Origin of the sequence: Siphonobacter sp. BAB-5405 (assembly GCF_002872335.1) — a bacterium.
In the GTDB taxonomy this organism is placed as follows: domain Bacteria; phylum Bacteroidota; class Bacteroidia; order Cytophagales; family Spirosomataceae; genus Siphonobacter.
The window spans coordinates 25,173-39,303 of sequence record NZ_NJAG01000018.1 but is presented as its reverse complement, the minus strand read 5'-3'; the positions used below and the strand labels follow the sequence as shown (position 1 = coordinate 39,303).

Sequence of the window (14,131 nt, the reverse complement as noted above, 5' to 3'; positions counted from 1 at the left end):
TTTCCATTCCCGTAAGAATAAAAAACGCGACTCAGCAGTACTGAGTCGCGTTTTTATCTATTCGTAGCCTTTCCCTACCAGCTCTACTTCCGTACCTACGGAGCTTAGAAACTCCTGATGCGTCATGGGCTGACTAAACATGGGAAAATCCTTGGTCAGAGCGTTGTCGTGTTCCCCCTGACTTAGTGTTGCACAACAATTGGTCAGAGTCATGACGTAATAACCTTTTTCGTAGGCCGTCCGCATGGTCGATTCCACGCAGCAATTGGTGAGAAAACCCGCCAGAGCGATGTTCTGTAATCCTCGGCTTCGCAGGATAAAATCGAGGTTCGTACTGGCAAAACCACACAATCCCCGTTTCCCTTCGATGATAATATCTTCGGGATGCGGATGCAGATCCGAAATAATTTCAGCACCCCAGGTTCCTTTCTTGAAAGCTCCGGCGTCTTTCACCCCTTTCAGAATTCCGTACGGCGTCGGATTCAATTCATGGTAATCTTCCGTGAAAGAAATCGGTACGTGTACAATCTGTACACTCGCTTCCCGAGCCTGACGAACCAGTTCGATGGTATGCGGGAGCATCTGGGTCGAATCCATAACGGCCTTTACGCCGTCGTGCAAAACACCTCCTTCCGTCGTAAAATCATTCTGAAACTCAATCAGGACGAGAGCCGTCCGGTCTGCTGAAAGTTGCATGGCTGTACGAGGTTTAATTTTGAATAAATGAGCGATATTTATTACAAAAGAGCTGCTCCGAAAACGCCCGCACTATCGCCTAACACGTTTTTCACTACTAACACGTCAGGCTTAGGCGTAAAGATGTGCTTTTGAGCCCGCTGTACGCCTTCGGTATACAGCAGATCAATGTTAGAGACGCCACCCCCAATTACAATCACGTCCGGATCAAGCAAATTGGTAATGATCGACAACGCCTTACCAAACTGATTCAGCATACGTTCAACGGTAGCCGTTGCGGCCGGATCCGTACCGGCCTGATGGCGGGCCAAAATGTCAGGCATACTACGTTTTTCACCAGCTTCCTGGGTGTAAAAACGTTGAAGCGAAGGTCCTGATAATACGGTTTCGACGCAACCTACATTTCCGCAGTAGCAGGGTCCACCGGATTCATCCAGAAAGATGTGGCCCCATTCGCCGCCAATGCCCTGGCGACCGCCCCATACTTTTCCGTTGATCACCACGCCCCCACCGACGCCCGTACCCATGATGATACCGAATACAACCTGAGCCTTCGGATGTACTTCGGGTGCAGCACCCAAAAGGGCCTCGGCTAAAGCAAAACAGTTGGCATCATTGGCAATCAGACAAGGTACGCCCAGCCGTGCTTCCAGATCTTTCTGCATGGGCTGATCATTCATTACTACGGTATTACAACCCCGCATCGTTTGCGTAACCGGATCGAGCGTACCGGGGGTAGCAAATCCGATTTTCTCCGGCCGCTCTCCCAACTCTTCAATAACCTGAGTAACCAGTTTTTCTATCTGGTTAAGAATATGTTCGTACCCCTGATCGGCTTCGGTGGGAATCCGGCGGCGAACCCGGACCTCTTTGATGTTATCGGCGTTCAATACGGCACACTCAATTTTAGTGCCTCCCAAATCTATACCCCAAAGATGATTCACTACTTGAAATGTTTAGTTAAGCAGAGGCGAATAAAAGGGCTTTTGCCCGTGTCGGCAAATTTACCAGCACTTAATCGAGTACCAGCAAAAAAAAACCTCTGGCAGAATCGTTTATGCACGGWTCTGCACAGAGGGGAGTATACGAATACGCTTAAAATTCTAGTTTGCTACCACACAGCCAACGATTCTTAGTGAATCTGACTGAACGAAAAGACGGTCAACAATAAACCTAAAAAAAGAACTGCTGCAATGAGATAGTCCGTTGGACTAATGGATTTGGAGGAAACAGGTGATTTCATAATTGGGTATCGTTATTTTAAGGCTGAAGAGCTTTAGGTCACTCAAGGATTACTATTGCAAAAGTACAATTTAAAAATTTACATTTCAAAGTCGCCCGCCGCTCTGTAGGTACCGATACTAACGTAATTTTTCGCTAAAGTGTTTTCAGCTTCTTGTTATCCTATTCCGTTTTCAAGGCCTTATACCGGCAAAAATACCCATACAAAGTAATTTTACTAGTTAAAAATACTTATTTATTTCTTTGCAATGGAGCTTACGCTTTTCAAGACTTCTCCATTTATTAACAAAAAAATATTTTCAATACCTTGGTAAACAGTAGGCTTTTGCGGGTGTGCTTAAGTAAAGCTTTACGCAATTAGCTGAATGGGTAGTGAAGCGTACCGGAAAAATTTTCAGAAAGGATCGTTCCCAAAGCCTGGAAAAAAACAAAACAGACGGCACATATAGGCCGTCTGTAAATAGGTTTATTGATGCGACTTGTTCGAGGTAAAGCAGGATAAGCAATTAATATGCAATTTTAACTTATTTTTATACTAGTCATCTTGCCTTTTTTTCACTACAATTGATACGATATTGCCTTTGCCTGTCAATATGACATTTTATTCGATTGGGAATGAACTTTGCTACGTTGCTAACTGATTCACCATCATTCCAACTTATTACAAACCAATGGATACAACCACTTTCATGAAAAGGGGAATATTTCGATTCACACGGAGAATATTTTCCCCATCATTAAGAAATTTCTGTATTCCGACCATGAGATTTTTCTTCGCGAACTAGTATCCAACGCCGTTGATGCCACGCAGAAAATCAAGCGATTAGCGTCTTTGGGCGAATATGGCGGAGAGTTAGGGGATTTGACGATTAAAGTTTCCGTCGATAAAGAGGCCAGGACCATTACCATTAGCGATAAAGGTTTGGGCATGACTGCCGACGAAATCAAAAAGTATATCAATCAGATTGCTTTTTCCGGTGCTCTGGAATTCGTAGAAAAATACAAAGATCAGGGTGTAGAGCGGGGAGCGATTATTGGTCAGTTTGGACTGGGCTTCTACTCGGCTTTTATGGTGGCCTCGCAGGTTGAAATCGTTACCAAATCGTATCAGGACGCTCCAGCAGCCCGCTGGATTTGCGACGGTTCCACGGAATTTGAGATTTCGGCGGCTGACAAAACCGAACGTGGTACGGACATCATTCTGCACGTAGCTCCGGATTCAGAGGAATTCCTGGAACAGTATCGTCTGAATACGGTTCTGGAGAAATACGGCAAATTCCTACCCATCCCCGTCGAATTCGACGGTAAGGTGATCAACGAAACCGAACCCATCTGGACGAAAAATCCGAACGATCTGACGGACGAAGACTACCTGAAGTTCTACGAAACTTTGTACCCGTTCTCGGAAAAGCCGCTGTTCTGGATTCACCTCAATGTAGATTATCCCTTCAACCTGACGGGTATTCTCTACTTCCCCAAAATCAAGAACGAACTGCAACTGAGCCGTGAGAAGATTCAGTTGTACAGCCGTCAGGTCTTCATTACGGATGAAGTGAAAGACGTCGTCCCCGATTTCCTGATGCTGCTGCACGGGGTGATCGACTCACCGGATATTCCGCTGAACGTAAGTCGTAGCTTCCTGCAGGCCGATGCGAACGTGAAGAAAATTAACGGGTACATCACCCGTAAAGTAGCGGATAAGCTGAACGAACTGTTCAAGAATGACCGTCCGGGTTACGAAGAAAAGTTCAGCGATATCGGCATCTTCATCAAGTACGGGATGGTGTCGGACGATAAGTTTTACGACAAAGCCAAGGATTTCGTCCTGCTGCAAAGTGCGGATGAGAAGTACTATACGCTGGAAGAGTACAAAGCCAAAACCGAAGCGACCCAGAAAGACAAAGACGATTCGCTGGTATGGCTTTACACCACCGATGCAGGTAAACAGGATGCGTATATTCAAACGGCTCTGACCCGGGGGTACGATGTTCTGAAACTGGAAGGTGCGATTGACCCGCACTTCATCGGCAAGATGGAGCAGAAACTGGAGAAAACGTCCTTCAAACGCGTGGATGCCGACAGTCTGGATCGCCTGATCGACAAAGGCGTTACGGTTGAAAGCGTACTGAGTGAAGACGAGAAAACGTCCCTGAAATCCCTGTTTGAAGGCGTAGCCGGAGCGGGGTATTCAGTAGATGTGCAACCGCTAAGTTCGGACGAGCTTCCGGTAGTATTGACCCAGAATGAATTCATGCGTCGGATGAATGATATGTCTAAAATGGGCGGTCAGCCGGCCTTCTTTGGTTCGATGCCCATGACGTACAATCTGATCATCAACGCGAACCACCCGGCCATCTTACGCGTGAAAGATTCCGCGGATTCGAATCTGGCCAAGCAACTCATTGATCTGGCCCTGTTGTCACAAGGGTTATTGAGTGGCCCAAGCCTGACGGAGTTCATCAAACGGACGGTAGCAGGTGTATAGTTGATAGCTTACCAATAATAAAAAGGCCCGTTTTGAAGAGAACGGGCCTTTTTTATTTAAACGATACGCCTTTTCACAAGAGTTCATTGAGAAGCAATCAGATCTATACTGCTTTAGCTCCAGATCTAGTTTTTATTATTTATTTCAATCCTTGCAACGCCATTTTGGGGCTCTATTGCGGTTCGGGATGTACCTTGTCTTCCGGCGGCATTCATCTGCTCTTCCGTGCGTTTTACGCCATCCAGATAAAACTCCACCCGTTCTCCCGGTTTCAGGGAAACCGCTGCACTTACCCCACGCGGACTTAGGTAATACACGACTTCATAAGGATTTTCCTCATAGCTCGTTTGCCGAACCCGCACAATGGATCGATTCGGCGAGGCGTTTGTTAAGGCTCTGTACGTATCCCTGGCATTTGTAGCAGCGATCCTGATTTTCCGGGTATCGGTCAGCTCAAAATCATCGTGTACCGTCAGTTCAATTTTGCCGTCTTTTACTTCTTTTCCTTCAAATTTGATGGTTTTACCTTTGGGCGTCAATGCCGCCGTCCGCAGTTTTTCCGGATCAATCCGCTCGAGTATGGAGGCATCATACCGTTTTCCATTGATAAAGACAATCGGATTTTTTCCCAGCTGATACCCGTCAGTAAGGGTCCGAGGCGACAACTGTATAGGCCGTTCCTTTTTAATCTTTCGTTGCCGGGAAAGCGGTTTTCCCGGGGTAACCGGAGCCAACTTCACGGAACCCGTGGCCTGAGCAGAGGCAACCGGAAGGCTCGTCCGTTCAGATCCAACCGGGTCTGGTCTTACTTCCTGAGCAGGTATGCGTTGAGCAAATAGAACAACAGAAACAGCCATGAGTGGCAGCACGAGTACAAAGAGGATTTTTTTCATCGCAGCAGAAGAGGGAGTGAACAACATTTTGATTCGACTTTTAATGGGTTGTCGGGCAAACGTGTGCCTGAGGCTCTTTACGCCAGGTATGGCTAATTTCAATAAAAGCTGAGCGTAAGGTTTTGCACCGTAACGCGTGGCGAGTTCGGCGTCTACCTCGTACTCGTGCGTTTGTACCAGAGATTTTTTCAGCCAGTACAGGGCGGGATTAAACCACCAGACGCACCCAAGTAATTCAACGAGTAAAAGATCCAGTGAATGCAGCCGCCGATAATGCACGTACTCGTGAATTAGAACCATTTCGCGTTCCGAATCCGTAAGGTCCGCTTCATTCAGGAATACCCACCGGAAAAAAGAAGCCGTGGTTTGCTCCGTAGGTATAATCCGTAAGCAATGCCAGGTGGTCCGGGGCTTTCGCTGAATCTGATGAATAATGACGAATACTCGGGCGATTAACAGTAAACTGAGCGTACCAGCCACGCCCGCATATACGCTAAAGCCGATGAAGTTCCAGTCGATGGCCGATGTCTCCGTGTTCGGCTTAGACTCGGCTATCGGTTGGGCTCCTGGCTCTGATGGGCTGACGACGGGTGTCGTTTCCCAGATGGATTCTTCCCGTACTACTTCAGCCGGCAAGATCGGCAGCACGGGAATGAGCAAACTACACACCAGCGTTCCCAACAGGTAAAACCGCTTGAGCGTGTGAAAGGTCAGCTTGCGAAGACCGAACCAGTAGACGGCGTAGAAGCTGGATAAAATGAGCGAAGCATGCAGGAGGTAAGTCATCTTGAGGAATCAACGTAGGTGGGTTAATACTTCAGTGGAGTAGAATCGTAGCCATCCCTGGCCTGCTGGAGAACACCGGACTTTATGGACAGATGGCCAGGCAATAGAAACCCGTCGGTTTCCCTGCCTCTCCCCTGGCGAACAGGTCTTGAAACTCCTGCTCAGTTGGCAGGCGATACGTGATGGGCAGATAATGATTTTTTGAAACGTTTGTCTTCCACGTACAGTACTGCATGGCCTGATCCCAGCTTACGCCCGTAACGCCCTGGTCTTTGGAACGGCAGTTTTTCTGATACGCTTCACGCCAATCATTCGGAAATAGCGTTGCGAATTTTTGCCTGGAAAGTGAAGGGTTACGACGCATGTCCGACAGGAAGGCCTCATAATCCACGTAGGTGACCCGATGAATCGACCCCTGGCTTGTCTGAACCATCGTTGCAGGTGGGAACGTGCGAGGCGGAGCAAACAGGATTACTGCTCCAGCCATCAGGGGTATGAGTACCCCAAAAAGTAGTTTTTTCATAGAAATCGAGGATGGGGTAAAGAGGAAATGGATGCGATTTTTGATGGATTGCCGGGCAAAGGGAGTCGTGATACCGACCGATTGCGGTACAGCCAGTTTCAGAATTAGCTGAGCGTACGCTTTGGTACTGTACTGCTGAACGACTTCGGCATCCACCTCGTATTCATGGAGCTGAGTCAGCGATTTTTGTAACCAATAGCTAACCGGATGAAACCACCAGATGCAGCGGAAGATCTCGACTACCATCACATCTATGGAATGTCCCCGACGAAAATGGCTGTACTCATGAGCCCGTACCATCTGCCTTTCCTTCGGATTCAATGCTTTATCGTTCAGAAAAACCCAGTGGAAGAAGGAAGCCGTGGCGTGTTCCGTAGAAATGAGGTGCAAGCCCCGCCAGCGTTCAACCCTGGATCGACGGATTTGTAGCCCTAGCAGGATCAGCTTCCTTAACAATCGCCCGAGCAGTACGACCACAACTGACCCATATACCCACTGCGTAAGAGCAACAAAATTCAACGGGTCATTCTTCCCGGAAACTGATGTGCTTGAACGATGAGCCGTAACTGACTTCGCTAAAACTTCCGTAGGCTCACGTTGCTGTTTGGTCCAGTCAGCGGGTTGGAGCGGTACGAGGGGAATCAGAATGCTCAACACAAGGCTCGCCAGCAAATACGCCCGATTGAGCGTATGAAAGGTCAGTTTCTGAAGAACCAAACGATAGACAACGTAAAAAACTGCCAGTATCAGCGATGAATGCAGCAGATACATCATTGCTCGTCAATGAATTTACGTAATTCATCCAATTGCTCCGACGTGATCTGTTCTTCCCTGGCCATGAAAGAAAGTAAGCTCGTGGTAGAACCATCGAAGTAATCGCTGAGCAATTTGCGAAACCCACTTTTCCGGTAATCTTCCTTGGGAATTTTGGCGAAGTATTCGTACGTACGACCGTAGGCCTTGTACCCCAGAAAACCTTTCGATTCCAAAATTCGCACGACGGATAAGATGGTATTATAGGGCGGTTTGCCCGGCATCCGCTCCACCAGATCTTTGATGAAGAAAGGCGTATCCAACTCCCAGATGGCCTGCATGACACGTTCTTCAGTGCGGGTAAGTTCTTCCATGGGCTTTTATTTTTTTAACTCAGTCAAAGGTTTAACTTATTTTTCAATTATACAACTGAATTTACAGTTTTATAACTAATCTTTTAATTATTAAAGTTTGGATACAAAAAATGGTCGGCTATCGGGCCGACCATTTTTTGTATCCGTTGGAAAATCTATTGTTTCGCTGCGGGTTCCCAGACGTTATCCTTACGGTTTACGTCCGGAATCATTAGACCGCTAAGGGTAATTTTCTTGATGGGTTTACCGAATTTCTTATCTACTTCAAAAGTCTTCGCTCCATCTTTCCAGTACCGGGCCGTTTCGTTGATCTCCTCGGTCGAATCATCGTTGAACAATACGATCATCCGAATCGGTACGGGCAATGAACCTTTACGGGTTACGACAATCTTTGTCTTTCCTTTCTTGTCACTGACATCGGTCAGAGCCAGATCGGGATAGCCTTTTTCGAAGAACCAGGGTTTCCAGTACCACGACAAATCCTCTTTCAGGTAATCATTGAATGAGAAGAAGAAATCGTACGGCATGGGGTGCTTTCCATTCCAGCGAGCCATGTACTCCTGCAGGGTCGCTTTAAATTTATCATGACCCAGCATATCCCGCAGGAAGGTATACGCCTGCGAAGGCCGCATATAGGTAGCGAACGTATACGCCGATCCGTTGAGCAGGTTGGTCGGTACCATCATGGGTTGCTCCTGCTCTTTTCCAGCAAACTGGTCAAAGTAAGCGGCGTTGGTTTGCTGCGGCATGAACTTCTTGGGCATTCCCGCGATGTCGAATTCCAGCCAGTTCGGCAGGGTTTGAGCCCAGCCTTCGTCCATCCAGGCGTACTTACGTTCGTTGATTCCCATGTAAAAGGGGAAGTACGTGTGAGCGATTTCGTGGGCCGTCACTTCGGCCGCAAAAGCCGGAGGATACGAACCATCGTTTACGAACATCGGGAATTCCATCCCACCCGACCCGTTGAATACGGTTTCATTGGGATATGGGAAGGGTACGCCGGGCAGGTAGGTCGAGAAGTACTCCACGCACTGCTTGGCATACCGGCATACGTCGTAAAAATCTTTGCTGGAAGGGTGATATACCGCGGCAACGCCCGTCCGACGGCCCGTTTTCGGATCGGCTACGGCACTGGCTGCATCCCAGAGATAGGTATCCGAAGCGGCAAATACGAAGTCAGGTACGTGCTCAGCCTTGAAGTGGTAGGTATGCGTGCCCGTTTTAGCCAGGGTGATTCCACCTTTTTCGCGATCCGTGGACGAAACGATTTTCACGACTTCGCTGGATGTACGCGAGTTTTTGTACCGATTCAGGTATTCCGTAGCAAGAATCTTATCCGGATTTTGCCACTCCCCCGTTGCCCAAACCAGGTGACTGGCCGGAACCGTGATGTTGACATCATAGGTATTAAAGTCGTTGTAGAATTCCTTCTGACCCGTATAATCCTGGCGATCCCAGCCATCGATGTCGTCGTAAACGGCGATCTGCGGATACCAGTAGGCCACCATGTACGAAGTATTGAAATAGATTCCTTCGCGGATGTGCGTTTTGGCGGGAATCAGATAATTCCACTTCACATCCAGTGTAAGTTTTTCACCAGGAGCCAGACCTCCCCGAACGCTCACGAACATATTGGTACCGTTCCGCTGAATTTTGGCTTCCGTACCATTGATGCTGATGCTTTCTACATCAACGCCGCTTTCATTAATATCCGAAGGGTCGATTTCACGTTCATCGCGGTTGGCGTCTTTCTTAAAAATGTCCGGATACAGCCGAACCACGAGATTTTGCAGACGGGTCGTACTGTTGTTGGTATAGACAACCTGTTCCGTACCGCTCAGTCGACGCGTCGCCGGATTCAGGTCTACCTGAATTTTATAGTCTGAATGATTTTGCCAGTATTTCGCACCCGGCTTGCCATCCGTGCTCCGCGTGCCGTTTTCGTAGGCTTTCTGAATTTCCAGGGGTACGGGCAGGTTCTGCACTTCCTGGCTCAAAGCAGCAAAAGAGGTCAGGAAGGCCGCCGCCAGCAAACCAGATTTTTTACTCGTGAGAAACATGATGAAGGAATGATTTAATGTGAAAATCTGGTCTAATGTACGGAAGAGTTTTCAGTTTACCGTTGGGGGTTTTGAGTTTTGGGTTTGGTGTTGAAACCTCATTCGCACCCCGCATTTCATGCGGAGCTATTCTTAATGAATCCCTCCGGAGTTGGAATCTACGGTAAAAGAGGCGGCTGGTATTCCCCGCATTGCATACGAGGCTATGGATATTGAACCCCTCCGGGGTTGAGATACAAGCTTGAAATGGAAATGAGCAATTTCCCCAAACAAAAACGGCCTGATCATGGATCAGGCCGTTTTCCGAAACTTGTTCACTAAAACTTAAATGAAATACTACCGGTAACGCTTCTTGGACGCTGGGGATTCATGGTTGTATATCCCGTCCAGTATTGTTGATTGGTCAGGTTATCTACTTTGAAACCTAAGCGGAATTTAGAATACTCGTAGAAAGCCGTGGCGTTCAGTACCGTATAAGCGGGCAGGATGAATTCACCCATCGCCACACTGTTCACGATTTTATTGTCACTGGCGTAATTGCCACCGAAACCAAATCCAAGACCCTGAGCGGCTCCTTTGGAAATTTTATAGCTCAACCAGAGGTTAGCCGAGTAAGGCGACATGGCCGTGGCTGGACGACGACCTTCCACATCACGGGCTGATTTCGTATACTTTGAATCATTGTAAGCAAAACCAGCGACTACGTTCAACCCCTGGAAAGGATTGGCAATCAGTTCCGCTTCCAGTCCCTGGCTGCGTTGTGTACCATCCTGGATAGAGAAGTTAGGCGTAGTGGGGTTAGGTCGCACCAGGTTTTCAACCGTAATGTAGTAGTAACTCAGGGTACCGTTCAGTCGACCGCCAAACGCATCGAGTTTAATCCCGCCTTCGGCCTGACTGGCGTATTCAGGTTTGAATGACTTGCCTTCAAAATCGGTACCCGTTTTGTTCGCAAATCCACTTTGGTAGTTCGCAAAAACGGAGAAGCGATCCTTGAAAGGCTGATACACCAAGCCAAACTTGGGCGACAGGGCCGTTTGTTCGTAGGCACCGTTGTACGTTCCCGTCGCTTGATCAAAATCTCCTTTGTTGTTGAAGTGATCAACCCGCAGAGCCAGCATCACCATCAGTCGATCCGTAATATTTACGACATCAGAAGCGTAGGCACTATAGGTCTGCGTGATGTATCGATACGGGAATTCGGAATAATTCTTGCGGGCATACAAGGCCTCCAGCCTGGTTTTATTAAACTGGCTGTACTGGGGAATCGTACCGTTTTTACGCGTTGTATCAAACTCGGTATAATAAAAGAGCTGGTTGGAGTTCTGGGTGAAATAATCCAGACCACCTACAAAGCGGTTTCTGACGTTACCGATTCTGAAATCACCAATGAAATTCTGCTGAATTTCCGCTACCTGTGCGACGCTATTGGCCGTTGACTGATCCGCCCGAACCAGATAATCGGCACCCTGAAGCGTAGGATTATTCAAGGCTACGGCATTCGGCAGCACGTAGTAGTAAGGGTTATGCCCGTTAGAAAAACTACGCGTACTGGTAAAGAACGTCTGAGAGGTCCATTGATCCGAAAGTTTGTAATTCATCTGAGCGAAGAAATTACTGTTTCGGGACGTTTGCGTCAGATCGTTGCTGGAGTAAGACCGATTGTAATCAATTCCTAACTGATCAGCCCGCGAAGCACCTAACTGAGATACGGGGAAGTAGAAGAAGATGAAGGGCTTCGACGTACCCTCGCCGCTGGAAATCTCGGCATCAAACGTAAACGACAGTCGATCATTCACCTGATACGACAGACTCGGAGCTACGACGATGTTACGGGAGAAACCATTATCCTGAAAAGATCCCTCGTAATTATAAGCGGTATTGAGACGGAAAAGTACTTTCTTGTCCGCATCGAGTGGCGTATTAACGTCCGCACTGATCCGGTTGAAGCGATAACTACCCGTGGAATACGTAATCTCACCGCCAAACTTGTCATACGGTTTTTTAGTAACCCGGTTGATCAATCCGCCGTACGAAGTGAGCGTACTCCCAAAAAGCGTAGCAGAAGGACCTTTGATTACTTCAATGCTCTCCAGGTTGGCAGCATCAATGCGAGAAGTGATATTTCCGGCTACGCCGTTTCGCAGTTGGCTCTGTACCACAAATCCACGCAGGTTGTAATACGATCCGCCATCTCCACCGCGGCCCGTAGCATCCCACATTTTCTGTAAACCCGGAGCATTTCTGGTGGCATCATCGACTGAGAACACCAATTGTTCAGCCAGCAATTCCTTGGAAATCGTGGAATACACCTGCGGGTTTTCCATTTTGCTCAACGGTAACTTAGCTACGAAGTCACTTTCGCGTTTCGCAAATCGGTTGGCGTTACCTGAAACCACTACTTCCTGTAGCTGATTCAGCGTTTCGCGTAACGTAAACGAAGCCGTGGTCGTTTGATTTTCAGAAACCTGTACCTCGGCTTCCTGCGTTTGAAGTCCAATAAAACTGGCTACTAAGGTATACGTACCCACTTTTACTTTTTGAAGCGTATACTGACCATTTTCGTCCGTTACGGCTCCAACCTGGCGGCCTTTCAGTTTAATAGCAACGTTTTCAACGGGCTTGCCATCGGCAGTCAGCACCTGACCCGTAATCCGACCCGTCTGGGCAAATCCGTAAAAACCAAGAAGAAGAAAAAAGAACGTGTATAGCGATCTCACAGATATGATTTGTTTGGGAGAAAAAACTCGCCACAAATCTATAGCTATTTAGATTAATTAAAAACAAGGGCAGCCATTAATTTTATTGTCATTTTTTAATGAAGCCTTTCCCCTGCTTGACCAGTGAATCGATCAGGCCGTTGATTTCGGGTGAAATGCGTAAACCCACCACCATCGAAGTAAAAACAACCGTTGTTACAATGCACCGCAGCACCATATTCACAATCCGGGTGCCAACTGTAGTTCCAAAATCAGGAATGGCCAGGGTGATTAAGTACGCCACAAGTCCAATTCCGATGGCTCCGAGGGTTTGCTGCGTAAAGGGCAGAATCTTAAATTTCCAGTATACAAATCCGGCCCGTAAGGCACTGTAAAACAAAATCGTGATCGTAGTCGCCATCGCTGATCCGTCGATTCCGTACTTCGGCACCAGCCATTGGTTCGTGAGAATCGTCAGTACGCCCAGCACCAGTACAAAGGCCGTTGATACGCGGTAGTACTGCGAATATCCCATGATTTCACCACTCATGCCGCCCGCCATATCCAGCAGTCGGGTCATCAGAAACAGAAAAACGACGTTTGTCCCCTGGGCGAAAACGGCTCCCTTGGGCATGATTCCGAACAGATCATCCAGGTTCGTCCAGATGCCCACAAACAGAAACATCCCCGCCAGTAGCTGGTGCAGAGCCACTTTCTGGTGCATGTTTTCGGTGGTTACGTAATCCTGCTGCCGAATAGACTGGGCCACCAATGGAATGGCAATTTGCGTAAGGGCTTTTTTGGGAATCTCGATGAGCGAGGCGATCAGTACGGCAATGGCAAATACCCCGGCGTAATCCTGCCCCAGGTAATGGCTGATCATGGCCTGATCGATGTAATTACAAATCGTCGTTCCGATGGCTCCCAGGGCCGCAATCGAGCCAAACCGCATCATTTCACTCAGTACGGGGCGTACCAGATCCCAGGAGATACGGTGGAGATAAAGTTTGCCCATCAGCCGCAGGTACACCAGCAACCCTAGACTAATCAGTCCGTACGACCAGACGTACAAACGAATAAAGACCTCAAAATCAATCACTTTAAAACCGTACAGCAGGATCACCACCATATTGGCCAGCTTCAGTCCTACTTCCCGGAACAGAGCCGGAATCGCAATACGTTGCAAATTGCGGCAGTACGCTTCCAGGATGCCCTGCAATAAATTAAAGCCCGTCAACCAGATCAGTAGCTGATAATAGCGAACCAGCTCCGGCGACTTTTCCTGAAAAAAATGGATAAACCAGCGGTGACCGCCCAGGTATACGACTACAAAGAGCAGGAAATACACCGCGGCATACCCGAGCAAAAACGTCAGGAACCCGTGGTGTTTCTCTTCATCGTTACGAAATCGACTGAAATAGCGGTCCGCAATGGAAGGCCCACCGAAGGTAAAAATGGCGTAAAACAACAGACTGAACGTAAGCAGCGAACGCGTAAGGCCCAGCTGACTTTCGCTCAGAAAATGCGTAGCGACAAAAAGCTGATTGATCGTTCCGATGGCCACACCGGCATACGTAACGGCACTGGCTTTCAGGCTTTGACGAATGACAATTCCCAAGG

At 48.0% G+C, this 14,131-nt stretch carries 9 protein-coding genes; 1 reads left to right on the top strand and 8 read right to left on the bottom strand.

All coding sequences use genetic code 11. The annotated features are described in order from the left end of the window. Positions 1 to 57: 57 nt before the first annotated feature. Together BWI97_RS15435 and BWI97_RS15430 are read right to left on the bottom strand one after the other, a co-directional pair. Positions 58 to 696, bottom strand: coding sequence for a cysteine hydrolase (locus BWI97_RS15435; RefSeq protein ID WP_102201622.1), 639 nt, complete (start codon positions 694 to 696; stop codon positions 58 to 60). A gap of 41 nt (positions 697 to 737) precedes the next feature. Continuing rightward, entirely contained in the window at positions 738 to 1,640 is a 903-nt protein-coding gene (locus tag BWI97_RS15430; protein ID WP_094809236.1) for an ROK family protein, read from the bottom strand. A 938-nt stretch (positions 1,641 to 2,578) separates the two neighbouring features. Between BWI97_RS15430 and htpG the strand changes: the two genes are divergently transcribed. Continuing rightward, a complete protein-coding gene (gene htpG / locus BWI97_RS15425) occupies positions 2,579 to 4,423 on the top strand; it encodes a molecular chaperone HtpG (protein ID WP_102201621.1) in 1,845 nt (614 codons plus the stop codon). Positions 4,424 to 4,548: 125 nt separating this feature from the next. Here htpG and BWI97_RS15420 read toward each other — a convergent pair whose 3' ends face one another. From BWI97_RS15420 to BWI97_RS15395, 6 genes are all read right to left on the bottom strand, one after another. After that, a complete protein-coding gene (locus BWI97_RS15420; RefSeq protein WP_102201620.1) occupies positions 4,549 to 6,102 on the bottom strand; it encodes a M56 family metallopeptidase in 1,554 nt (517 codons plus the stop codon). Between the two features lie 82 nt (positions 6,103 to 6,184). Next, a complete protein-coding gene (locus BWI97_RS15415; protein WP_102201619.1) occupies positions 6,185 to 7,399 on the bottom strand; it encodes a M56 family metallopeptidase in 1,215 nt (404 codons plus the stop codon). After that, entirely contained in the window at positions 7,396 to 7,752 is a 357-nt protein-coding gene (locus BWI97_RS15410) for a BlaI/MecI/CopY family transcriptional regulator (RefSeq protein ID WP_094809240.1), read from the bottom strand. The genes BWI97_RS15415 and BWI97_RS15410 overlap by 4 nt, the downstream gene beginning before the upstream one ends. Before the next feature lie 155 nt (positions 7,753 to 7,907). Beyond that, on the bottom strand, positions 7,908 to 9,812 hold the full coding sequence (locus tag BWI97_RS15405) for a M1 family metallopeptidase (RefSeq protein WP_102201618.1): 1,905 nt from the start codon (positions 9,810 to 9,812) through the stop codon (positions 7,908 to 7,910). Between the two features lie 317 nt (positions 9,813 to 10,129). After that, positions 10,130 to 12,532, bottom strand: a complete 2,403-nt coding sequence (locus BWI97_RS15400) for a TonB-dependent receptor (protein WP_233207866.1) — start codon at positions 12,530 to 12,532, stop codon at positions 10,130 to 10,132. An 88-nt stretch (positions 12,533 to 12,620) separates the two neighbouring features. Continuing rightward, the gene (locus tag BWI97_RS15395; protein WP_102201617.1) at positions 12,621 to 14,129 is read right to left on the bottom strand and encodes an oligosaccharide flippase family protein; all 1,509 of its coding nucleotides are present in this window, start codon (positions 14,127 to 14,129) and stop codon (positions 12,621 to 12,623) included. Positions 14,130 to 14,131: the final 2 nt, after the last annotated feature.

Bases quoted from the DNA above. Each gene is read 5' to 3' on its own strand.
- BWI97_RS15420 (WP_102201620.1), bottom strand. From the start codon at position 6,102: ATGACTTACCTCCTGCATGCTTCGCTCATTTTATCCAGCTTCTACGCC.
- BWI97_RS15410 (WP_094809240.1), bottom strand. From the start codon at position 7,752: ATGGAAGAACTTACCCGCACTGAAGAACGTGTCATGCAGGCCATCTGG.
- BWI97_RS15415 (WP_102201619.1), bottom strand. From the start codon at position 7,399: ATGATGTATCTGCTGCATTCATCGCTGATACTGGCAGTTTTTTACGTT.
- BWI97_RS15405 (WP_102201618.1), bottom strand. From the start codon at position 9,812: ATGTTTCTCACGAGTAAAAAATCTGGTTTGCTGGCGGCGGCCTTCCTG.
- BWI97_RS15435 (WP_102201622.1), bottom strand. From the start codon at position 696: ATGCAACTTTCAGCAGACCGGACGGCTCTCGTCCTGATTGAGTTTCAG.